This window comes from Geomicrobium sp. JCM 19039 (assembly GCF_000698145.1).
Classification (GTDB): Bacteria; Bacillota; Bacilli; order Bacillales; family Marinococcaceae; genus Geomicrobium_A.
Genome location: NZ_BAXB01000002.1, coordinates 353,600 through 373,922 on the forward strand (window position 1 = coordinate 353,600; position 20,323 = coordinate 373,922).

The following is a 20,323-nucleotide window of genomic DNA, read 5'->3' on the forward strand; positions in this document are numbered from 1 at the left end:
AGATGGAAATCCTAACAAATGGTTTAAGGGTTTTCATTACCTCAACATGCACGGATCACGACTTTTGAGTAGACTGTGTATGAGCAAAATTCTGCTCGTGCTAAACCATTTTAAAAACCCGGTTGCCCTGTAAAGGACAACGTTTTAGTGGACTCTCTATTCCTCTACTTACAGCATCATTTATGGGCATACTCTTGATCTCGTGCGACGAGGTGAGATTGGAGAGATTGGAGTTCTTCTTGCACTCGTGTCAAATCGGGTTGTGGGTGTTGCAATTGCTCCATCCATGCTTCATTCTCGCTCATGACCCGTTCAATGTCTTGCTTTAGTTCCTCATTTGCAAGGTGTACCCGCTCGCTCCACAGATCGCGCAATTGCTCAACGGCTTCGTCGAGTCGTGTACGTAACGCTTCTTTTGTTCGTTCTAAAATACGCTGCTTAAACTGCTCCCCTTCTTGATCATGAACAAAACTCGGTTTTACTTTCAGAGTCTTTATTTCATTAAAGAAACTTTCTAATGTTCCTCGTAACTGCAGTGAAAAGTCTAGATGCTCTCGTAAGTCTATGGGCAGTTGTCGCTGGTTCGAAACTGTATATAGACGCTCACACTCTTGTTCTAAAGCGGTTTGCCAGTCGTTTTCTGCTACTTCCATCCACTCGTTCAACCCTTTTTGCAATTGTTCTTTGCGGCCTTCTTGTTGGCCAACATTCGCAGAAATGATTGACTTGTAGTGATCGGCAAAACGTAAGAATAGACGACGATGCGCATACACACCGAAGGCACGAATTTCTACATCTTCAGATTCTAGTTGTCTTATAGCCTGTTCTCCTTCATCTTTCTTCTGTTGAACCGGTTGTCGAAAAGCTTGTGATTTTTGCTTTCGGTCGGCTTCTGGTTGGTCCATCCATTCCTGCCACTCGGATAACTTTACAATATGCGCTCTAAGCAACGCTTCCAATTCCTCATCGAGTCGAGCTCTTAGCACCGGTTTCAAACCGTTCTCAAAATGTCGAGTAAATGAAAGAATCCCTTCTTCATCCGTGTAGTCTTCAAGTGCGCGCTTACTAGAGATGGGTACGACGTCTGTATGAGGGAAACCGAGGGTTTGAAGTTGATCACGCACATGGGTCATAACCGCTTGCTTTTCTCCAACGTCAGCTGCGAGATCACTCGCGTTAATAAGCAAATAGTCTGGAGACTGAATGGTTTTAATCTTTTTCATGAATTGTTCATCAGCATTTGAGAACGCATGGTGGTAGTAAGTCACATAAATAAAAGCATCGGCTTTTTCGATCTCTGACATTGCAAGTGCAGTGTGGCGCTCATGCACACTCTGCACGCCAGGCGTGTCAATCAGTTCATAGCCTGCATCTGTCCAAGCGGTATGCACATAGACGTGTGAAACATCAATTAAACAAGCTTTTGCTTCATCTACGGCCATCTCTTGCCATTCCGTTAGCGAAATAACAATCGTGCTTCCCCATTCGTATTGTTCTTTTTTGACACCCATTTGCAATGCACGTAAGTACTCTACCCATTGCTTTTCTTCGAGCGTATCCGTCTTCTTAATTGACAAACCTTCAGCTCGTTTCAATGATTCAAGTGTGTACGTTAAGTTGCACAAATACGAGACGTGTGCGATTTCACTATCTAAGTCCGCTCTCGTCTTAATCCGAACACGAACTTGTTCTGGTCGGTTCGACCCGCTCGGTGCGCTCACAGTTGTTAAGGAAGCCGTCGTTGGATGGGGAGAGCTTGGCATGAGTTCCCTTTGCAAAAGTGCGTTGATAAACGTTGATTTACCCGCACTAAACGCACCCGCAACAACGACGGACGTCGGTCGATTCTCCAGGCGATCGATGAATGCTAAGATATTGTTTCGTTCGTTTTTTTCAAAAAGCACATCTTCAAACGCTGCCAAGTCGCCTCGGAGCGAATCGAGTGCGAACAGTGGCTTTACTTGGACAGATTCACTTGATACGTCTGCAGTTTGCTCTCTAGCATCCTCTTGAAATACCGCATTGGAATCGTTCACCTCGATCGACTCATCAACACCTGATAAGTCGGTATGTGCTGTTAGCGCACGTTCGATCTTCTCTTCGTAATGAGCGGCAGCACTCGTTTGTAGTCGTTGTTGGACCGTGTTCAGTTGCGACTGGATTGTTTGTTCCTCTGCCATAAACGATTGCTGTAGTTCATGAAGACGCTGAAATGGTTGCAAATCCTGCTGATTTTGCTGCTCTAGTTGTCCCTTACGCTCAGGGTATAATGACCTGAGTTGCTCTACAATTGGCTCAAGGGAACGTTTGATATCTTGAATAATTGCTTGATTGATCTCTTTAGTAAGCTGATAAATGTATTGATTACTTTTTTCGCCCGTCGTCACAAAAGCTCTATACCACTCGATCGATTCCGGCAAATGCAATTGTTCAACCTGCTCTATAAGATCGTCTCGAACGCGTTTAGGCATCTCTAATTTGCTAAACTGTTGAAGCAAATAAAAGCGAATTTCCGACTCGTAGCGCTCATTCATTAACCGAATCATCTTATCAAAATATTGTTGTTCCACGATCAACTTTTTCTTTTTCCCTGCGAACAATCCGAATTTGTACGAACCGTCAACGACTTGCAACCAGTCATTCGCTGCAGACGTCGTGTCATGAGGGAACAAGTTGGTTTGTTTGTAGAATTGTTGTAACGTATGAACGAGTGCTGAGATTTCTTGATCTAATTGTTGTTCAATTTCTTGACCCACTTTGACTAAAGCGAAATACCGTTGATGATCTTCTTGATGATAACCTTCGTTCTTCATCGCTTCTCGCATTCGGATTGTCACTTGATCACGGTCAACGAGTAGTCGTTCTCGTAGCGAAGAAACGGCACTTTCCACCATGCGGGCGTTGGCATCATCAATTAATGACTGGCCTTCATATAACCACGAACGAATCTGTTGAACGAACAGTGGCAATTGATTATGTTTATGAGATTCATCTCTCGAAGTGGTCGTATAAATAGCCACCGGATGTATGCCATACCGTTGGAGCATATCTTTTAGGCCATGATAAAAAATGGAAAACGATAATTCACTTTCATTGTGCTTATCGATCTGATTAATGACAATGACAATCGGCTTATTTTCCCGCTGGATTTGCCTGAGAAACTCAATGTTTGTTTGCGAACGAACGTGATTGTAGTCAGTTACATAGATAATTGCATCCGTTGTAATGAGCTGATCAGCTGTATACTTCCCATGGGTAGGGTCTGTAGAATCCATGCCCGGCGTATCGGCAATTGTTACTTTGTTCGAAAGAAACGGCACTGGCAATGTGAGAGCGACTTCTTCAATACCCGCACCATCAACCGCCATCTCTTGAAGCTTGTCCCACGGAATTTCATTTTTAAAGTGACTCACTTGCCCATCGCTTTGAACCGCTTTTATCTGGGCGGTCGGTCCACCAAGAATTGTCATAATATTGGCAGTCGTCGGGATCGGGCTCGATGGCAGCAGGGCTGCTCCGAGCAATTGATTGATTAGCGTTGATTTACCCGCAGAAAAATGGCCACAAATTGCGACCGAATACTTCGGTTCCCCAGCAAGCTTGCTAGAAATTCGCGCTAAGCGCTCCTCTTCAGGTTTGCCAAACGGTAACATTTGTTTTATCTCTTCGATGCTGTAGCCACCATCGATCGTACTCATACACTTCCTCCTTGTTGTCACTAGACTCGTTTACGCCCTTCTCGACAAATCTCTAGAAGAGGACAGGTTTCGCACTGAGGGTTTCTTGCTTTGCAATGATAACGACCGAAAAAAATCAATTGATGATGGCTATCTGACCATTTTTCTTCGGGTAACTTCCTCATAAGAGTCTTTTCTACTTCTAAAACACTGTCTTTCCAACGACAAATGCCTAATCGTTTGGATACCCGCTCTACGTGGGTATCTACAGCGATTGCAGGCAAATCAAATGCGACAGACGCTACTACATTTGCCGTTTTTCTTCCAACCCCGGCAAGCTTCATGAGCTCATCGCGGTCCGCAGGCACTTCACCACCGTAGTGATCTAATAAAGATTGACTCATTTTTTGAATGTTTTTTGCCTTGTTTCGAAATAAGCCAATTCGTCGAATATCTTGTTCTAATTCTTCTTGTGGTACTTGCAGATAGTCGTCTGGACGTTTGTATTTTGAAAACAGTCCAGGTGTAACTTTGTTTACGAGGCATCGGTGCATTGAGCGGAAAGAATTACAGCAACAAGTAACTCTAAAGCATTCGTATGTGTGAGTTCACACTCCGCTTCTGGGTACATTTGTTCAATTTGCTCCATCGCCCATGTCGTTTGTTTATTCGATAGCATAAAGGGTTCCCCTCATCTGTCAATCTGACTCTAACCAATTATATGTCGGATACGGTTCACTTGTCTTTTTGGCTCCTGCCGGTTCCGCTCGTTTATTTTGTCGAAAGCTTTCACTGTGTGCGTGTGCTTGTTCTGGTGTTTTGATGCCACTTCGCTTCCACTCATATAAAATTCGATCGATATAACGGAGATTTAATTTCCCGGAGATCACCGCTTCTTTTAATGCAGCTTTAATCATTTCCATTGAATAATGATCTTGGTCAATCCATACGCCAATCGTTTCAGATTCCATCGGTGAAAGTGGCCGACTGAACTCGTTTTCGAACAGTTGATACAGCTCTCCACTTTGATTCACTTCTAGGTTGGTTTGTTCCGATTCAAGGTAGTAAAGAATCTTTTCATAAAACGGGCGCAAGCTATACATTTCAAACATAATGCCGTCATCTTCTTTTTTCTCAAGCGCTAATACGCCTCGTTTCATGAGACGACCTAACCCTTCTTGGCAATGGGAGACGGTCAGTGACATCTTTCTCGCTAAATGTTCTGGCGTAGGAAATGCACGCCCTTGCTGGATTTCTCGATGCAAATGCAGCAGAAGCATCATGTCTTTCTCGTGGATGCCTAGTGCATCGTAGTAATCTAAAAACACAACTGGAATAGATACTTGACCTTGTTCCAGCAAATCAATCATGACATTTTTATTCATTCGTTTCACCTCTTACATCCTTACCTCTTTGAAAAACCATCTCCTCCGGCGGACGAGGAGATGGGAGTATCCGGTTTATGGATACAAACGATTTAGCAAACGTGGAAATGGAATCGTCTCACGAACATGCTCTGTTCCGCTAAGCCAAGCAACCGTTCTTTCTAATCCGAGTCCAAATCCTGAATGAGGAACACTACCGTATTGTCTAAGCTCTTTATACCAGCGGTATGCATCTTCTGACAACTGATGTTCTTTGAATCGTTCATCCATCAGTTCATAATCATCAATTCGTTGACTACCCCCAATAATTTCCCCGTAACCTTCTGGCGCAATTAAGTCAGCACAAAGAACCAAATCTTCATTCTCAGGGTCTGGCTTCATATAGAACGCTTTGATCTCTTTTGGCCAATGTGTAATAAACACTGGCGTGTCAAACTGGTTCGCAAGCTCTGTCTCATGCGGTGACCCGAGATCTTCTCCCCACTGGATCTCATAACCTTTATCTTGTAAACGTTGAATCGCTTCGCTGTACGTCAAGCGTGCAAATGGTGCACGAATCTTTTCAAGCTGAGCGATGTCGCGCTCAAGTGTTTTTAACTCTATCTTACCCTCACGAAGTACCGCATCCACAATGTACGTGACGTACGCTTCTTGAATTTCTAAGCTTTCTTCGTGATCACAAAACGCCATCTCTGGTTCAATCATCCAAAATTCAATGAGATGCCTACGAGTCTTTGACTTTTCCGCTCTAAATGTTGGTCCAAACGAGTATACGCGTTGAAAAGCCATCGCTGCAGCTTCCAAATACAACTGCCCGGATTGCGAGAGAAATGCATCCTCATCAAAATACTTCGTATGGAACAACTCCGTTGTCCCTTCTGCTGAGTTCGCAGTAAGAATGGGTGGATCCACTTTCGTAAATCCATTCTCATGATAAAAGCGATGCGTCGCTTGAATAATAATATCGCGAATTCTAAGAACAGCATGCTGTTTGCTCGAACGAATCCACAAATGACGATGGTCCATAAGAAACTCTGTTCCATGATCTTTTGGTGTGATCGGATAGTCAACCGCTTCTTGAATTACTTCCACACCTGTGACGGTGAGTTCAAAGCCACTCGGGGCACGATCATCCTTTTGCACTTGACCTGTCACATAGAGAGCACTCTCTTGCCCAAGCCCTTTAACTTGTTGAAACAATTCTTCTCCGACTTCGCTTTTAACGACAACGCCTTGAATAAAGCCTGTCCCATCTCGAAGTTGTAGGAAAGCAATCTTTCCACTGGATCTTTTATTGCTCAGCCAACAACCGAGTGTCACTTCTTGGCTTTCAAATTGACCGATGCTGTGAATCGTAGGTTTCACGTACGGTAACTCCCTTCAAAATTCCATCTGTTTTCATTGATACACATCTCAATTCATTACTTATCTAGTTTACGAGACGAGCGGTCGAACTTCAAGCGAAGATGTTGAATTTCCCGATTTAAGGCAGTCTTAATACTTGGTTCGTACTTCCTGACTCGGCATCTACATAATGATAAATGTGACCGTCTTCTTCATCAATATAAATGACTTCGTATACATACGATCCGTCCAATAAACCGAGTGTGACACCTCGTTGTTCATCAATAGAAGACGCCTCTTCTTCGACAACGCTCCACGCCTGTTCTTTCGTTATAAATTGATCAGCGGCGATCCGGTCAAAGCGCTCGTAGGCTTCATTAAACATCCATACTTCTTGCTGAGAGTCTTGAAGATCAACAAGCGCATTCGCCGTCCTCTCGTCCCCGTAATGATGGTCAAAATACACGACGTTTGCGACTTCATCTTCATGCATTATGCGGGTTTCCATCTCTTTTTTCGTGTCATTTATATCGCCGAATGCTGAAGAATGAACGCCGAAAAGCACGCCTGACAATACGAGCACAACAGCACCTACACTAATCGCACCAATCTTTAACATACAGACGTCCCCCTCTTAGTTGCTCGATTCAACCAACTGTTTTCTCGCGCGATTGGCATCATACAAGACTCGTTCTTCGTCAATCGTGAGCAATTCTTTGTTCGTCATTAGTGGACGACCATTCACATACACGTCGCTCACATCGTTTTTGCCTGCAGCGTAGACGAGTGTTGCTGGATCAATCGTGAGCGGCTGAAGGTGTGCAGAGCGTGTATCAATCATAATGAAGTCCGCTGCGTACCCCGCTTGAATGAACCCGCTATCTAAAAAGCCAAGAGCCCTAGCACCGTTCACTGTAGCCATCCTTAACGCCTCTTGGCTGGAAATGACTTCAGCAGACTGCAAAGCTCCTTTATGGAGCATAGCCGCTTGACGCATTTCTGCAAATATATCCAACGTATTGTTTGATGCTGCACTATCCGTCCCTAACGAGATCCCAACGCCTCGACGATGCATGTGTGGGATCGGGGCAATGCCCGACCCGAGTTTAAGGTTACTCAATGGATTGTGAGAAACGTTCACGTTTTATCATTCATTAGCGTGATTTCGTCCTCATCCACATGGACCGCGTGCACGAGCAAATCGCCTTCTGACAAAATGCCCCCAGTAAGAAGATGTTCAGCGGGACGCATGCCATACGTCCGCAAGTGGTCTGCGACTTCTTTTTTTGTTTCACTCATGTGTAGCTGGATTGGCAATTGCTCTTTGGTCGCCGCTTCCCTCACATCTTCTAAAAATGTGAAACGGTTCGTATATACCGCATGTGGGAACAACCCACCTTTCAGACGCTCCGTCGGTGAGGCATTACACCGTTTTGCATAGTCGACCGCTTTGTGCAATTTCTCGCTTGCCACACTAGCACTATCAAACATCGTAATCATTCCACGTGTTAGCAATGCTTTCATGCCTGTTTCTTCTACGGCTCTTGCTGTGCCTTCACGGTTTAAGTGATACATATCCGAAAACATCGTCGTGCCGGATCGAATCATTTCGACTAGAGCAAGATTCGTCCCCGCTTCACTCATCTGTTCGGTCATTTGTGCTTCAGCGGGCCAGATCTTCTCACTGAGCCATCTTTCAAGCTCAAGGTCATCGCTCCAACCTCGAAGAAGGGTCATCGGTGAGTGGGTATGTGTGTTCACAAGCCCAGGCATCATCATTTTCCCTTTACCACTGATCACATGTGTACGTGTGTTCGAATTCGTTTCATAGTCACCAGCTCCTACTTCTTGGAACTGCCCTTCTCTAATTACCACATACCCTCGTTCAATGACTGTCTCGCCGTCGATAATGCTCGTATCTTTTATCACGAGATCACTCATTTTATCGGTCTCCTTTTTCAGCGTAAAAATCGTTAGCAATGTCCAATACTTTGTCCGTACCGGTGTATGTGACCGGTACGTTTGGCAATGAATCGATGAAACTTTTGCCGTACCTCGCCTCGATTAAACGTTTGTCAAGAACAAACACAAGCCCTCGGTCTGTGCTCGTACGAATCAATCGACCAAACCCTTGTTTAAATCGGAGGACGGCTTTTGGAATCGCTAGATTCATAAACGAGTTTTTGCGGTTTTTATTAAGCTCATTTGCTTTTGCTGTATATACCGGGTCATTCGGCGGCGTAAACGGTAGTCTTACGATAATGAGGGCAGACACGTCGTCTCCAGGCAAATCAATCCCTTCCCAAAACGTACTCGTGCCCATAAGAATGGAGCGTTCATGCTTTTTGAATTTCTTGATGAGCTTCCCACGCTGCTCGCCGTTTGCTCCTTGGGTGAATATGGAATAGTTTAGGTCCTCGATATACGGCTTTAATTGTTCATACGTTTTTTGGAGCATTTCATAAGAGGTAAATAAGACGAGCATGCGTCCATTAACAGCACTTGTGAGCATGGAGATGAACTCAGTGACGCTACTCACAAACTGTTCCTCATTTTTAACATCAGGAAAGTCACTTGGTATGAGCAATTCTGCTTGATTTTCATAGGAAAATGGTGATTTTACAACGAGCGTATCGGTTTGATCATTCGTGAGGCCAATCTCATCCATCATGTATTGGAAGGAGCCTTTTACAGTCAAAGTAGCGGATGTAAATATGATGCTTTTTGTACACGTAAAGAGTTGTTCATCTAATTGCTTGCCGATCTGGACTGGCCTTTCGGATAAACGAATCCGATCTGCTCGTTTATCACGATCGGTTTCCATCCAATACACATGCTGTTCGTGCTCTTCTACGAGTAGAAATGAAAGCTGATCATGCTCATCTTTAAGATCATCTAGCAAATGCCGGACCTTTTTCCATAACACTTGCTCACGGTCTTTTTCATCTAACGCTTCAATGGCTTGGTTCCAAGAGTGGAACGTTTGATCAACGAGCAGATCAACCCGCCTGATCGTATCCTCAACCCCACGACCTTGAAATTGAGCAGGTCGGTAACGAACGACCGGATCGACAGACCCGCTTGCGACGGATTGCAGTTGATGAAATAACTGCAACCATTCTTGTTGCAATCCGATAAGTTCTGATTTACGATTCTTTAGCCATTCACTCGACAACGCTTTTGGATCTTCAGTCCGATTGGCCAACTCAATTTCATTGAACAGCCCTTCTCGGTCTTGAAGTCCCCACCGACCCGTCCAACGAACGAGAGCTTGATAGCTTGAGCGACGGCCGAGATGTCGACCTGCTGTCTCCTCAATTTGATGAGCCTCATCGATGATCGCATACTGGAATTCAGGAAGCAGTTGATGCCTTGAAAAACGATCAGCAAACAAAAGGGCGTGATTCGTAATAATGAGTTGAGCCGTCTTTGCGCGCTCCAACGCTTTGTAATAGAAACACTGGTGCCAATACGCGCACTCCGCACCGACACACGTATGCGGGTCACTCTTTAGCTCATCCAAAGTGCTCGCCCTCCACTCGGCAAATTCAGTTCCTCTACATCGCCAGTTTCGGTTTCAGTAAGCCATACGAGTAGTTGACAAGCCATTAGCTGCTCATCATAGTGGGCAGGCATACGCTCCAGGAAATGTTCAAACTTCTGCACACATAGGTAATGGTCTCTCCCTTTTAAGAGAGCTGTTTTTACCGTTGTCCCTAGCGCTCGCTCCAACTTAGGTACATCGTTTTCAAGAATCTGTTGTTGCAAGGCAATCGTATCGGTCGCAATGACGACTGGCAAATTCTCCTCAACACTTTTTACGAATGCTGGATATAAGTAAGCCATCGTTTTACCTGTACCGGTTGCAGCTTCAACGAGTAAGTGTTGTTCGTTTTCAAACGCGTGCCAAACCGCTTCAGCCATTTGTTGTTGCGAGCCACGAGGCTCATAATTGGGGATTACTTGATGTAATGACCTTCTTTCCCGTAAAATGAATCTCCAGAAAACGGCCCGGATTTCACAGAACCTTCCAACTCAAACTCGATATGCTTTACCGGAAAGCTACGTAAATACTGAACATTCGGGTCCGGTGCTTTTTCGCGCGCGTCTTTCAAACAGTCGTACACCAACTGTTGTAATCCGGAACTCATCCCCGCTGTAAATGGCTCCATTTTCATGACGGTTGCTTTTGGTAATGAGCGTAGCTTCTCTTCCATTTTTATGAGGATTTCTGCAGTCACATGAGCGTCACTGCCCGCCCTGTGTGGGGCGTTATGACCGAAAGAAAAATGTTGTGCAATCGCCGATAACCGGTAGCTATCGAGTGTCGGATACACCATGCGAGCCATTTCTACCGTGTCCAAAACTGGACCTTCAAAAGGTGCATAGCCCGCATTTTCAAGGGCGACGTTAATAAACTGCAAATCAAAATCTGCGCGGTGAGCGACAAAGCAACTTCCGTCCAATGCTTGGAGAAGCTCGGGTACAATCGCTTCAAATGACGGAGCGTCTTGAAGATCCTCGCTTCGTATACCTGTCAGCTGCTCAATGAAAAGTGGAATATTACGGTCCGAATAGACGAGCGAGGAAAACGTATGCACCACTTTCATCTTTTCGATCACCGTCATGCCGACTTCTATGATCTGATCTCCTGCTGTCGGACGGTTGCCCGTCGTTTCTACATCGATTACGACATAACGGTCTACATTCATAAAATCCTCCTACCCATTACTCCACAGTAAAAATAATATTATCGATCAGCCTAGCTTTTGAGTAGCGAATCGCAGCTGCTAGTACGTACTCACCACTCGGCAACTCATTCGTTGACGCTTGAAGAGTTGGAAATGTTTTTAGTTCAACGTACTCCACGCTTGCTTCCATATTGCTTAACGCATCCGTCACTCTTTTTAGTACGTCTTTTCGGCTTTTGTTTTCTTTTAATTCAGCGACAGCTTTTCTAAGCGTTTGGTAAAGCTCTGGTGCATCTTTTCGTTCTTGTTCAGTTAAATATTGATTTCTTGAAGATAAGGCCAAGCCGTCGTGGTCTCGAACGGTCGGACCACCAACGATCGTAGTATTGATTAGAAAATCGGTAGCCATTTGCTTGATGATCGCAAGCTGCTGGGCATCTTTTTGACCGAAATAAGCACGATCTGGACGAATGATTTGTAAAAATTTCATCACAACCGTCGCCATACCGTTAAAATGGCCAGGGCGATTCTTCCCACAAAGCTCTTCGCCTAATTCACCCACATCGATCATCATGATTTGTTTTTGCTCGTAAAGATCATGAACTTCTGGAAGCCAAACAACGTCCGCGCCCGCAGATTGAGCTTTCTCTAAATCCACTTCCGGGGTGCGGGGGTACGTCTCATAATCTTCTCCTTCACCAAACTGTAAAGGGTTAATGAAAATCGTAACGACGACTTGATCGGATTCTTGCTTGGCTTGACGAATGAGAGATAGGTGACCTTCATGAAGGGCTCCCATCGTCGGCACGAGACCAACGACTCCTTGCAACCGGCTACGAGTTTGTTGAAACTCTAACTTTGAACGGACAATTTTCATTGTTTTGCCCCTTGTTTTCTTGCTGAGAACGTGTGGGCTTCCGTTGGAAAAGCACCCGTTTTCACTTCATGATGATACAGCTGTACCGCCTCTTTCATCTGATCATAAACGTTGGCGTAAGTTTTCACGAATTTCGGCAGTTTACCTGTGGTTAGTCCGACACAATCATGGAAGACGAGCACTTGCCCATCAGCAATTCCTGCGCCAATGCCAATAACCGGAATCTCAACGGCTTCTCGAACACGATTCGTGACGACTTGAGGTACGCACTCTAATACAAGTGCGAATGCACCGGTTTCAGCAATTCGCTTACTTTCGGCCACGATCCGTGCCTCCTCTTCTTGGCTACGACCTTGAACTTTAAAACCACCGAGTACAGTACTTGACTGCGGCGTTAAGCCGAGGTGACCCATGACTGCCACACCTCCTGCGGTTAATTGCTGGATACTTTCCACCATCAAATCGGTGCATCCTTCGAGCTTTACCGCATGAGCTCCGCCTTGTTGGATCATCGTTCGCGCATTCCCTACGGTCTCACTTATGGACCCATGATAAGTCATAAACGGCAAATCCGCTACAATAAACGTATCCTTTGCCCCTCGCCGTACTGCACGGGTATGCAAAACCATGTCATCTAGCGTTACAGGTTGTGTTCCGTCATAACCGTGCACAACCATGCCAACAGAATCACCGACGAGAATCATATCCACGTCTGCTTCTTCAACGATTCGACGTTGGTGCATCATAAGCCGTCATCATAGAAATCATTTCTTCATTTTGCTTCATCTTCAAAAAATCAATCGTTTGCTTCATTGTCTTCTCCCTCCCATAATTAGAGGGAGCGTCTGATGGATCATAGCGTTCCCTCCGTCCCTGTCAACAGTGATCAAGGCAGATTTACTACTTACAATTACCGGTAAACCATGTACAGCTCCGTAGTGGATGCCGTCATTTCATACACCTTCAGTATAGCAAAAACAAACGCACGGTTCTATTGTAGATCCCCACTATAAATGAGCCGTTCAACTCCGGTCTCGTCTTCTAACCTAAGAACACCATCATCTGTAATGCCAACCATCTTACCTTTAACGACACGGTGCTGATCCGTCACCGTCACTGTCTGACCGTAAAGCAACGCCCGCCTTTCCCAGTCATTACGAATGCTTTGAAACCCTTCGTTGATCCAACGTTCATACTCGTGTTCAAACTCGGAAAAGATCTCTTGAAGCAATTGCTTTCGATTCCAAGATTGTTTCGTCTCAATGTATAGCGAAGAAGCTTTTTGCTCCAAACCTCTCTCCACCATCTCTTGAGTCGTTTCATTCACATTCAATCCAATGCCCGCAACCATCATTTCCACACGACTTCCTTCAGCTTGCACCTCTGTTAGAATGCCTGCAATCTTCTTTGAACCGATGTACAAATCATTCGGCCACTTAATGCTCACACTCACATTCGCTACCTTTTCACACGCTTTTGCAACAGCTACAGCCGTCACCAATGTTAGTTGGGGAGCCGTGTGAAGTGGAAGGTGCGGGGTTACGAGTAACGAGAACATAATGCCTTTGGATTGAGGGGCCTGCCAAGGTCGGCTCATTCGCCTCTGCCGCTCGTTTGTTCTTCAGTCGTAACCACTGCCCCGTGCACAGCCCCTTGTTTGTACCATTCCTTCATCACATCTTGTGTAGAGGAGACGACAGGCTCATAACGGACATATTGACCGATATGCTTCGTATTAAGCCCTTTTCGCACTTCAGACTCATTGAGCGTATTGGGACGTGAAACAATTCGATAGCCACGACGAGGTACCGCTTCAATCCCATATCCTTCTTGGCGTAATGATTCAATATGCTTCCACACCGCCGTTCTTGATACGTTCAAATGATCGCTAATTTCTTGACCTGAACGGTACGTTCGATTGGCATCTTCAAGCAGTTCCAGCAATTTAGTCTTCATCATCCAGCTCCTTTGCCCTTTGCCATAAGGTTTGTTTATCGTTTTTTAATGTTCCTTCAACAACTTCGCTCTCCAACCGCTCCATCATGTGTCCGAGCCAACGACCGGGTGTACGTTGAAAATGAGTCAATAACTCTTTAGGTTGTAACAAAAGATCCATTCGTGTCTCGATGGGGATAAGGTTTCCTAATTGCTTTATTTGTTCCTCTCTTGAAGTGAACTGCTCATCTACAACGCTCACTAGCCGGTCCACTTGCAGATGTACGTGCACCCCATATGTGTAAATGTCTCGTTTAGACGGTGCGTGTGTTCGTACGCCTTGCATCAACCGATGCCGCATGTGATACGCATGTACATCAGATGTAGCCAGTCCCCATTTTCGAAAGACGGGGGTCATATCCACTTTCCATTGATCAGACAAAAGCAGCCACCGCTCCCACTCCTCTTTTACACCATAAAACGAGAGGGCGCTTGTTTTCGTATACTCGGGCAAAATGTACGGCAACACGTGTTCATGATTTAGTTCATTAAGAACCGCTTCTGCATTTGAGCTCGTGATTATTTTCCTCATTTCCAAACCGATCCGCTCTTTTGCAACATCGCGCAGTTTGTATTTCTCCGTGTGAATGGCTTTCATCGTTTGCACAGAAATGATAAACCCGGATGCCGACCTGAAACGAAACGCACGTAAAATACGGACTGGATCTGCATACAAGCTTTTTAGGGAAGCAAGCTGTATGGTTTTTTGCTCGAGTGCTCTTTTACCATCTAGTGGATCAATGACATTCCCCGAAACGTCAATAGCCATCGCATTCATTGTGAAATCACGTTGCCGTAGATGAGAGACGATGTTTGTCCCTTCCCATTGGCTTACATCGACCGACACGTCTCGTTTAAAATGAAGGAGCGGCACTTTTGTTGCAATGAGTGCCGCTCCTTCAATCCGCTCATACAAAGTTGACAGCGGTTCATTGGTTACCATATCAACATCTTTTGGGCACGTTCCTTGTAGCCAATCTCTCACCGCACCGCCAACGACGTACACTTCAAATTCATCCGCTCGAAGAAGGGCAAACAACGGCTGAAACGGGTGATTAATGGCAGGCATCTTGTAACATCCGATAATATAGTGCTTCGTATTGTGGGACAATCACATCTTTACTAAAGTTCGTAAGCGCTCGTTTTCTGCTATTTGCTGAGTATCGTTGCCAAGTTTCTTTATCCGCGAGCAATCGCACGGCCTCTTCAGCTGCCTGCTCGTATTCGTACACAGGCACAATGATGCCCGTTTCTTCGTGCACGACGACTTCGGAGATGCCACCGATGTTTGCACCGATGACTGGAACCCCGACACTCATTGCTTCTAACGCGGCCAGTCCAAAGCTTTCTTTTTCAGATAGTAGCAGTTTCACATCTCCGATTGCCAAAAGTTGAAACACTTGCATTTGATTTCCTAAAAAGAATACACAATCATCTAACCCTAAAGATTTCACGAGTGTCTCCATCACATGTCGGTCTGGACCGTCACCGATCAGATAGAGTTTACTTTTCACTTGGCTCTGAATGAGCGCAAAAGCACGAATTACATCATCCACGCGTTTCACACCGCGAAAATTCGACATATGTACGATCACTTTTTCGTCATCTTGAATGTTGAATTGCTCGCGTATGAGATGACGGTTCACGTCAACAAGCTCTCGTTCATCGACAAAGTTATATACGGTGTCGATTGAATTTTTAATATCAAGCATGTCATACGTTTGTTTTACAAGAAAGTCGGACACCGCCGTCACTTGATCGGAACGATTTATGCCATGTTCAATGATGTTTGCGAGCGACGGATCTTCTGCAAGCACGGTAATGTCCGTTCCGTGAAGCGTCGTCATCACTTTCACATCCCCACCTAACATGTCTTTGGCAAGAGAAGCAGAAATGGCGTGCGGAACGGCATAGTGGACATGCAAGAGGTCGAGTTCATGTTTTCGAGCAACTTCTGCCATCTTACTGGCTAACGTCAAATCATAGGGAGGGTAGCGAAACACTTGATATTGATTGACAACCACTTCATGAAAGAAAATGTTTGGGTGAACTTGTTGTAGTCGAAACGGCAGGCTGGACGTAATGAAATGGATTTCATGTCCCCGTTCAGCAAGACGAATGCCCAGCTCCGTCGCCACGACACCAGACCCGCCAACCGTCGGATAACACGTAATCCCAATTTTTAACGGCCGCATGCTACCCTTCCTCTTTCTGCATCACTTCACGAAATGTAAAGCGACCGTCTTTCATGCCATTAATTAATATTTCTGCAGTTCCCATGTTCGTCGCAATTGGCACTTGATGAACATCGCACAATCGAATGAGCGCTGCAATATCTGGCTCGTGAGGTTGTGCAGTTAGTGGATCGCGAAAAAAAAGCACCAAGTCCAATCCATTCGTTGCCACACGTGCACCGAGTTGTTGGTCACCACCGAGGGGACCTGATAAATATCGCTGTATGGAAAGACCTGTTTCATCGGTAATTCTCATTCCCGTCGTTCCTGTAGCAAACAACACATGCTCTTTTAAAATGTGTTTGTACGCAATGGCAAAGTCAACCAAATCGTCTTTTTTCTTATCATGGGCAATGAGTGCAATGTTCATGAGTACATCTCCCTCAACTAGTCAATGATTTGTTCCAAACCGTAAATCAATGTTTTTGCCGACATAACCGTCTCGACTGCCAGTTTCACACCTGGCATAAACGAATAACGATCGATTGAATCATGACGCAATGTGAATGTCTCACCATTGCCCCCAAAAATCACTTCTTGATGGGCGACAAGTCCTGGCAGGCGAACGCTGTGAATCGGCATCCCTTGGTACATGCCACCTCTTGCTCCGTCTAACGTTTCTTGTTCGTCAGGATGCCCTTGCTTTTTCTCGTTTCTCACTTGGGAGATTAATTCAGCCGTTTTTAACGCCGTTCCTGAAGGCGCATCAAGTTTTTGATCATGATGACGCTCAATAATCTCGACATCTTCATAAAATTTCGCTGCCATTTGTGAGAACTTCATCATGAGCACCGCTCCGATCGCGAAGTTCGGGACAATCATCGCCCCCAAGCCTTTTTGTTCCGTTTGCTTACGCAACTCATCAATTTCTTGTTCACTAAAACCTGTCGTCCCAATGACAGGACGAATGTTGTATTCGATCGCTTGTTTTAAGTTTTCTTTAGCTGATTCTGGTGTCGTCAAATCAATGAATACATCCGCACGCACATCATCTTTAAAGCATTCTTCAATGCTTGTATATAAAGGAACTCCTTCTGGGTCAAACCCTGACTCTTCTTTTGATTTTCGGTCTACATACGCCACCGCCTCAAACTCGGCAGTGTTCGCAATCAATTGCCGCGCAGCACTGCCCATTTTGCCTCGTGGTCCTGCTAGTATAATTTGTATCATGTTGATTCCTCACTTTCTTCAATGCGTGTCCAACGATCTTTATCTCTTGTATTAAATTTGTGCATAATTTCGTCAAAGCTCTCTGACAAATCCACATCTAAAGAGTTTGCAAAACAAATGAGCACAAACAATATGTCGCCCATTTCTTCTTCGATTTTCTTGTCGGCTTCTTCATTTTTCTTTGGCTTCTCGCCGTATACGTGATTGATTTCTCTAGAAAGTTCTCCGACTTCTTCGGTCATCCGCGCAAGCATCGACAGCGGGGAAAAGTACCCTTCTTTAAACTGCCCAATATAACGATCCACATCTTCTTGCATATCGTTCATCGTTTTCAACGTCATCGTATCACCCATTCGCATCGTGTAGACTGAAGCAGATTTGCTCCTCGTCTTGTTTTCCACTATAATATGAACGTCTATAATACCGAAAGTAGGAGGAAGCTCTGTGGCAAACATACTCATACATACAAAGCGGATCTTTTTCATTCTGCTCGGTTGTGCGCTCGTATCATTCGGACTCGTCTATTTTAACATGGAAAACAGTTTAGCTGATGGGGGATTTACCGGAATTACTCTGATTCTTTATTTCGTGTGGACGATTGACCCTGCCTTATCAAATATTGTACTCAACATACCTATGTTTATTTTAGGCTACCGAGTGCTCGGGCGTACCTTGTTCGTTTATACAATTATCGGCACACTCGGCTTGTCATTATTTCTATGGATATTTCAAGCAGTTCAAGTGATTCAGCTTCCGTTACAAGATGACCTGACGCTCGCCGCATTATTTTCAGGCGTGTTCATTGGAACAGGTCTTGGCATCGTCTTTCGTTATGGGGGTACAACTGGCGGTGCTGATATTATCGCCAAACTCGGTTTCAAGTATTTCGGATGGAGCATGGGTAGAACACTGTTTATGTTTGATGCACTCGTCATTACCGCATCATTAATTTACTTAGACTACCGTCAAGCAATGTACACCCTCGTTGCCGTATTTGTAGCCGCTAGAGTTATTGATTTCATTCAGCAAGGCGCTTATTCAGGCAAAGCGGCATTTATTATCTCTGAAAATACTGGCGCTGTAGCCGACGCTATTCTCATGGAGATGGAGCGAGGCGCAACGATCTTGCAAGGAAAAGGCTCATATACCGGCAAAGAAAAGGAAGTTCTTTATTGTGTAATCGCCCGTAATGAAACCGTTCGACTAAAGGCGATCGTCGAAAACGTCGATCCCCACGCGTTTATTACCATTTCTAACGTACAAGATGTTGCCGGAGAAGGCTTTACACTCGATGATGAAAAACGACCGTATCAATAACGTTAAAGTTCATCTAGATTAGTTGAACGTTAGATCTTCCTAGTTTGCCCTGTTTGTGCTTGACCCTCACTACAGGTTGAAGTTTGCACTCCAGAGTACAAGGGCAACATCGGTGGCTAAAAATCACCCACCGTGTTTTCTAGACACTCCAGAGTACAACGGCAACATCGGTGGCTAAAAATCACCCACCGTGTTTTCTAGGCACTCCAGAGTACAACGGCAACATCGGTGGTTCAAAATCACCAACCGCGGAGGACCGGCCGAGCCCTTCGATCTTACGACGAAGGCGATGAAAACTTGGAAAATGAATACCCGAAATGGGTTGGACAGGATGTCTCGCATGAGTGAGTTATAAAGAAAGCTACACACTTCTTTTAGTGACCTCGGGCTTTTACTTAGAAAACCCGGAGAGTCGATAAGGTGGGGGATGCCCATTAGGACGCCTAGTTAGCAAAAGTTTTAGCTCTGCACCTTGCTCAGTGCCTTGCATGAGAGATGGGATCATGTACATTTGCAATGCGACATGTTGCTCGAACCCCCGCATAGACTGAATTCGTTCATTTCGGTTAACGAAGATCTTAAATAGTGATGTGCTTTTTTACTGACCTGAGCAGTTTTTAACACGGATCGGAAAAAATGATTCCAAAAGATCACCGTTTTGGAATCAGATTCACTCATATGTGACTGTTTTGCCTCTTTCTGCTTCCAATCGATGGTCATCTAGTTCCAAACATCCAATTATGGAATCAGATTCAGCACATTAAAGAAATTGAACGACAATCTAGTTCCAAAGCGATGTTTATGTTCACCAGATCGAGTCGCATGCCCTGCCCCGCTCGGTATAAACACCATTGGAGGGATTTCGCTACGGGAAAGAGATATGAAGACAGTTTTGTCATAACGGTCGAATCGTATGAAATCACGATGTAATCTCTCCAACATGGCGTCCAATAATGCCTTCCGTTCATCCTATATCATCCAAACAAAGAGCGATCGAGTCGCTTTTTTTTTACTCTGCCTGCACTCACTTTTAAGGATGCTCATATGATTCATTTAGCAGCTGAATAAGGTTTTTAGCCATATCCCCTTCCATTGAGTACAATTCTCCTGGTTCACGATGATTTGAAAACAATACAGACGACTGCTGAACATACACTCGAAATTCCGATCCTCCACCTAGGTCAACCATGTAATCAGGATCGACAATTAATAAGACGTCTGCACGTTCTGCTTCCATGTCGTTAATGAGATTTCGAAGCGCAAACGATGTGTCCCGATCGAGGGTAAGGTGAGGCTGATCGTCATTTCCATAAATGAAAAATGTCACACCTTTCGCTTCGTACGGAATATCCAGTTCTAACTCTGATTGTTCCTCCTGTGCACAACCTGCCATGAGACTTAACAATATGAGAACGAATCGAAACTTGGATACGATCATCTGCACAGCCCCTCACTTTCGCTACCCTCTCATACACATCGCGTACAACGTATTATAGTCTTTGAACATTCGTCCTTTCCCGAAAACAAAGGATAATAAAAGACCTGGAAGTAGCAACCCGTGTGCTTGATCTCAACGACATGAGAGCGAACGGGTCACATCTGTAGCTAAAAATCACCACCGTGTTTTCTAGGC

Annotated in this window: 19 protein-coding genes and 2 pseudogenes; 1 reads left to right on the forward strand and 20 read right to left on the reverse strand. The window is 44.9% G+C overall.

What is annotated here, in order from left to right; all coding sequences use genetic code 11:
- Positions 1 to 176 precede the first annotated feature (176 nt).
- The 19 genes and pseudogenes from JCM19039_RS03830 to JCM19039_RS03910 all read right to left on the reverse strand — a co-directional run bounded on the left by JCM19039_RS03830 (position 177) and on the right by JCM19039_RS03910 (position 17,714).
- A complete protein-coding gene (locus JCM19039_RS03830; protein ID WP_042424006.1) occupies positions 177 to 3,698 on the reverse strand; it encodes a dynamin family protein in 3,522 nt (1,173 codons plus the stop codon).
- Between the two features lie 20 nt (positions 3,699 to 3,718).
- Positions 3,719 to 4,356, reverse strand: a pseudogene (nth, locus tag JCM19039_RS03835) (endonuclease III).
- Positions 4,357 to 4,375: 19 nt separating this feature from the next.
- Positions 4,376 to 5,062 (reverse strand): DnaD domain-containing protein, encoded by a 687-nt coding sequence (locus tag JCM19039_RS03840; protein WP_042424008.1) that lies wholly within the window; start codon positions 5,060 to 5,062, stop codon positions 4,376 to 4,378.
- Positions 5,063 to 5,137: 75 nt separating this feature from the next.
- Positions 5,138 to 6,427, reverse strand: coding sequence for an asparagine--tRNA ligase (gene asnS / locus JCM19039_RS03845; RefSeq protein ID WP_042424010.1), 1,290 nt, complete (start codon positions 6,425 to 6,427; stop codon positions 5,138 to 5,140).
- Positions 6,428 to 6,545: 118 nt separating this feature from the next.
- A complete protein-coding gene (locus tag JCM19039_RS03850) occupies positions 6,546 to 7,025 on the reverse strand; it encodes a hypothetical protein (RefSeq protein ID WP_042424013.1) in 480 nt (159 codons plus the stop codon).
- Between the two features lie 15 nt (positions 7,026 to 7,040).
- Positions 7,041 to 7,547, reverse strand: coding sequence for an amidohydrolase family protein (locus tag JCM19039_RS26305; protein ID WP_052398493.1), 507 nt, complete (start codon positions 7,545 to 7,547; stop codon positions 7,041 to 7,043).
- Positions 7,544 to 8,347 carry an amidohydrolase family protein gene (locus JCM19039_RS26310; RefSeq protein ID WP_052398494.1) on the reverse strand — a complete coding sequence of 268 codons (804 nt, stop codon included), beginning with the start codon at positions 8,345 to 8,347 and terminating at the stop codon, positions 7,544 to 7,546. The genes JCM19039_RS26305 and JCM19039_RS26310 overlap by 4 nt, the downstream gene beginning before the upstream one ends.
- Position 8,348: 1 nt before the next feature.
- Positions 8,349 to 9,929 (reverse strand): helicase C-terminal domain-containing protein, encoded by a 1,581-nt coding sequence (locus JCM19039_RS03860; protein WP_042424016.1) that lies wholly within the window; start codon positions 9,927 to 9,929, stop codon positions 8,349 to 8,351.
- On the reverse strand, positions 9,917 to 10,423 hold the full coding sequence (locus JCM19039_RS03865; RefSeq protein ID WP_307190153.1) for a DEAD/DEAH box helicase: 507 nt from the start codon (positions 10,421 to 10,423) through the stop codon (positions 9,917 to 9,919). The genes JCM19039_RS03860 and JCM19039_RS03865 overlap by 13 nt, the downstream gene beginning before the upstream one ends.
- A complete protein-coding gene (locus JCM19039_RS03870; RefSeq protein ID WP_042424022.1) occupies positions 10,366 to 11,118 on the reverse strand; it encodes an exonuclease domain-containing protein in 753 nt (250 codons plus the stop codon). Before JCM19039_RS03870 ends, JCM19039_RS03865 begins: the two co-directional genes overlap by 58 nt.
- A gap of 16 nt (positions 11,119 to 11,134) precedes the next feature.
- The gene (gene panC, locus JCM19039_RS03875) at positions 11,135 to 11,974 is read right to left on the reverse strand and encodes a pantoate--beta-alanine ligase (protein ID WP_042424024.1); all 840 of its coding nucleotides are present in this window, start codon (positions 11,972 to 11,974) and stop codon (positions 11,135 to 11,137) included.
- Positions 11,971 to 12,787 (reverse strand): annotated as a pseudogene (gene panB / locus JCM19039_RS03880) (3-methyl-2-oxobutanoate hydroxymethyltransferase). Before panB ends, panC begins: the two are co-directional and overlap by 4 nt.
- A 178-nt stretch (positions 12,788 to 12,965) precedes the next feature.
- On the reverse strand, positions 12,966 to 13,571 hold the full coding sequence (locus JCM19039_RS22955) for a biotin--[acetyl-CoA-carboxylase] ligase (protein ID WP_081834310.1): 606 nt from the start codon (positions 13,569 to 13,571) through the stop codon (positions 12,966 to 12,968).
- Entirely contained in the window at positions 13,568 to 13,930 is a 363-nt protein-coding gene (locus JCM19039_RS22960) for a biotin operon repressor (RefSeq protein WP_193744134.1), read from the reverse strand. The genes JCM19039_RS22955 and JCM19039_RS22960 overlap by 4 nt, the downstream gene beginning before the upstream one ends.
- Positions 13,920 to 15,038 carry a hypothetical protein gene (locus tag JCM19039_RS03890; protein ID WP_042424027.1) on the reverse strand — a complete coding sequence of 373 codons (1,119 nt, stop codon included), beginning with the start codon at positions 15,036 to 15,038 and terminating at the stop codon, positions 13,920 to 13,922. Before JCM19039_RS03890 ends, JCM19039_RS22960 begins: the two co-directional genes overlap by 11 nt.
- Positions 15,025 to 16,164, reverse strand: coding sequence for an N-acetyl-alpha-D-glucosaminyl L-malate synthase BshA (gene bshA, locus JCM19039_RS03895; RefSeq protein WP_042424029.1), 1,140 nt, complete (start codon positions 16,162 to 16,164; stop codon positions 15,025 to 15,027). Before bshA ends, JCM19039_RS03890 begins: the two co-directional genes overlap by 14 nt.
- A 1-nt stretch (position 16,165) precedes the next feature.
- Complete coding sequence (gene mgsA / locus JCM19039_RS03900) at positions 16,166 to 16,573, reverse strand: methylglyoxal synthase (protein ID WP_042424032.1); 408 nt, start codon at positions 16,571 to 16,573, stop codon at positions 16,166 to 16,168.
- Positions 16,574 to 16,590: 17 nt separating this feature from the next.
- Positions 16,591 to 17,373, reverse strand: coding sequence for a 4-hydroxy-tetrahydrodipicolinate reductase (dapB, locus tag JCM19039_RS03905; RefSeq protein ID WP_042424035.1), 783 nt, complete (start codon positions 17,371 to 17,373; stop codon positions 16,591 to 16,593).
- Positions 17,370 to 17,714 (reverse strand): nucleotide pyrophosphohydrolase, encoded by a 345-nt coding sequence (locus tag JCM19039_RS03910; protein WP_042397796.1) that lies wholly within the window; start codon positions 17,712 to 17,714, stop codon positions 17,370 to 17,372. The genes dapB and JCM19039_RS03910 overlap by 4 nt, the downstream gene beginning before the upstream one ends.
- Positions 17,715 to 17,817: 103 nt before the next feature.
- On the opposite strand from JCM19039_RS03910, the gene JCM19039_RS03915 reads away from it, so the two are divergent.
- Positions 17,818 to 18,690 (forward strand): YitT family protein, encoded by an 873-nt coding sequence (locus JCM19039_RS03915; RefSeq protein WP_042397660.1) that lies wholly within the window; start codon positions 17,818 to 17,820, stop codon positions 18,688 to 18,690.
- A gap of 1,030 nt (positions 18,691 to 19,720) precedes the next feature.
- On the opposite strand, the gene JCM19039_RS03920 is transcribed toward JCM19039_RS03915, so the two are convergent.
- A complete protein-coding gene (locus JCM19039_RS03920; protein ID WP_042424038.1) occupies positions 19,721 to 20,128 on the reverse strand; it encodes a hypothetical protein in 408 nt (135 codons plus the stop codon).
- Between the last annotated feature and the right edge of the window lie 195 nt (positions 20,129 to 20,323).

Coding starts and splice junctions, on each gene's coding strand:
- dapB (WP_042424035.1), bottom strand. CDS start 17,373: ATGATACAAATTATACTAGCAGGACCACGAGGCAAAATGGGCAGTGCT.
- JCM19039_RS03870 (WP_042424022.1), bottom strand. CDS start 11,118: ATGAATGTAGACCGTTATGTCGTAATCGATGTAGAAACGACGGGCAAC.
- JCM19039_RS03840 (WP_042424008.1), bottom strand. CDS start 5,062: ATGAATAAAAATGTCATGATTGATTTGCTGGAACAAGGTCAAGTATCT.
- mgsA (WP_042424032.1), bottom strand. CDS start 16,573: ATGAACATTGCACTCATTGCCCATGATAAGAAAAAAGACGATTTGGTT.
- JCM19039_RS03830 (WP_042424006.1), bottom strand. CDS start 3,698: ATGAGTACGATCGATGGTGGCTACAGCATCGAAGAGATAAAACAAATG.
- JCM19039_RS22960 (WP_193744134.1), bottom strand. CDS start 13,930: ATGAAGACTAAATTGCTGGAACTGCTTGAAGATGCCAATCGAACGTAC.
- JCM19039_RS03890 (WP_042424027.1), bottom strand. CDS start 15,038: ATGCCTGCCATTAATCACCCGTTTCAGCCGTTGTTTGCCCTTCTTCGA.
- JCM19039_RS03910 (WP_042397796.1), bottom strand. CDS start 17,714: ATGACGTTGAAAACGATGAACGATATGCAAGAAGATGTGGATCGTTAT.
- panC (WP_042424024.1), bottom strand. CDS start 11,974: ATGAAAATTGTCCGTTCAAAGTTAGAGTTTCAACAAACTCGTAGCCGG.
- JCM19039_RS26310 (WP_052398494.1), bottom strand. CDS start 8,347: ATGAGTGATCTCGTGATAAAAGATACGAGCATTATCGACGGCGAGACA.
- JCM19039_RS22955 (WP_081834310.1), bottom strand. CDS start 13,571: ATGAGCCGACCTTGGCAGGCCCCTCAATCCAAAGGCATTATGTTCTCG.
- bshA (WP_042424029.1), bottom strand. CDS start 16,164: ATGCGGCCGTTAAAAATTGGGATTACGTGTTATCCGACGGTTGGCGGG.
- JCM19039_RS03920 (WP_042424038.1), bottom strand. CDS start 20,128: ATGATCGTATCCAAGTTTCGATTCGTTCTCATATTGTTAAGTCTCATG.
- JCM19039_RS03850 (WP_042424013.1), bottom strand. CDS start 7,025: ATGTTAAAGATTGGTGCGATTAGTGTAGGTGCTGTTGTGCTCGTATTG.